The sequence below is a fragment of the Oceanospirillum beijerinckii DSM 7166 genome, from assembly GCF_000422425.1.
Taxonomy (GTDB): Bacteria; Pseudomonadota; Gammaproteobacteria; order Pseudomonadales; family Halomonadaceae; genus Oceanospirillum; species Oceanospirillum beijerinckii.
In genome coordinates this window covers 1-1,446 of record NZ_AULT01000104.1, presented here as the reverse complement: position 1 = coordinate 1,446, position 1,446 = coordinate 1, and the positions used below count along the sequence as shown (strand labels likewise).

The following is a 1,446-nucleotide window of genomic DNA, read 5'->3' as shown; positions in this document are numbered from 1 at the left end:
ACAATCGACTAAAACCAGAAAAACGCTTTCCAACAACGAAAGTTTAGACTGGATATGCGCAGTTCATTGAAATCAGAACTACGCACTGTCTAGTAACACTTCAAGCACACCAAATGAGGTGTTATATATAGAAAGAGGGATACTCCAATCGTTAAGCTGAAAGTATTCAGCCATAGCTTTACTGTGTTCAAGCCAGAAAACCACAACACCCAAAGCGATCCCATATGCTTTTAAACCCATGACCAACTGATAACCCTGCCTGAAGTGATCGTCAGCAATAGAGCCAGAGTCACCGAACAATTTACATTTTTCAACAGTCAAACAGCGATGCAGAAAGGGACCGCTGCCATCTGCTTCATAGCAGTGCATTTTTGTATTGCATCACCAGCCAATGTTGCAACAAAGCTGGGGTTTTCCTCTACTAATACCTGACATAGCATCGGCAACCAAAAACTGATAGCGCAGTAAGACTCGAACTGCTATAAACCCATAATAAAACGGTATGGCAAAATCATGCTCATTATTCGCCCAGTCATCCAGAGATACAATATCCCCATCCAACCATTCCGGTTCTCTGACGCCTTTAACTTTGGCCGTATACTCACCAGATACACCTATACGATCTTGTTGATGATAGTAAGAGATTGCTTTAAAAGTAGCCGCTCCATTTACCGACATACTACAGCCTGATTTTCTTACCCATTTCTCAGATTGACTGCAACTTTCTATAGCGTATTCAAACTGACCTATGAATGCCTGAATATGCCCCATCAGAAATAGTGCCTGGCTTTTGGACTCTACAACATATTTTTGCCACAGCCGAAGATCATCTCCATCACGATACAATGCCAAAGCCATATTACAACAAGCCATGCCTCTTCTAACAGGCCAAGAAAATGATACGTTTGCCCCAGTAATAGCAGCGATAATAACTGTTCAATTCGATTATCTCTGGCACGGGCATAATCCAGAAGCTCTTCAGTCAGCTGTTGAGCTTCCGCTATTTCCCCACCAAAATGCAGCTGCTGGTACTCTGCTCATTTCTGCAAATATTGCGGGGGGACTTCACCTCAGATGACTCGGCCTCTCTCTGTAGATCAAGTTCAGAGTGACGATACCGTAACTCCAGCAACTCAGAGCTACCCTGACCATAGACGGCCATATAAGCAGAGTATGTTAAAGCAATAGCCTGCTTTTCACATGCCAATCGGGTCTCTTCTGGCAGATAAGCCAGCCATTTCGCCAACGGATGGCAGATATTGATTGCTTACAGATTAACCGAGTTTCTTGCACTTTCCTGTAAGGCTTGTAAACCCTGTTCAACTCCAGGCAACCCTCATCTGCCTGGGCTAAGCGCTTGACGGTGTCCTAGCCTCACATGGGGAGACCCCACACTACCATCGACACTGAGCCGTTTCACTTCTGTGCGCTGCGGCGATAGATAGC

2 protein-coding genes are annotated in these 1,446 nt (G+C 44.9%); both read right to left on the bottom strand.

Features of this window, described 5'->3' with window-relative positions; genetic code table 11:
• Window positions 1-78: 78 nt before the first annotated feature.
• Complete coding sequence (locus H579_RS0118650) at window positions 79-369, bottom strand: hypothetical protein (protein WP_028301912.1); 291 nt, start codon at window positions 367-369, stop codon at window positions 79-81.
• Between the two features lie 12 nt (window positions 370-381).
• Window positions 382-858 carry a hypothetical protein gene (locus tag H579_RS0118645; protein ID WP_028301911.1) on the bottom strand — a complete coding sequence of 159 codons (477 nt, stop codon included), beginning with the start codon at window positions 856-858 and terminating at the stop codon, window positions 382-384.
• Window positions 859-1,446 lie beyond the last annotated feature (588 nt).

What these genes read in the sequence shown, in the direction of transcription:
- H579_RS0118650 (WP_028301912.1), bottom strand. Translation starts at nt 369, where the DNA reads ATGCACTGCTATGAAGCAGATGGCAGCGGTCCCTTTCTGCATCGCTGT.
- H579_RS0118645 (WP_028301911.1), bottom strand. Translation starts at nt 858, where the DNA reads ATGGCTTTGGCATTGTATCGTGATGGAGATGATCTTCGGCTGTGGCAA.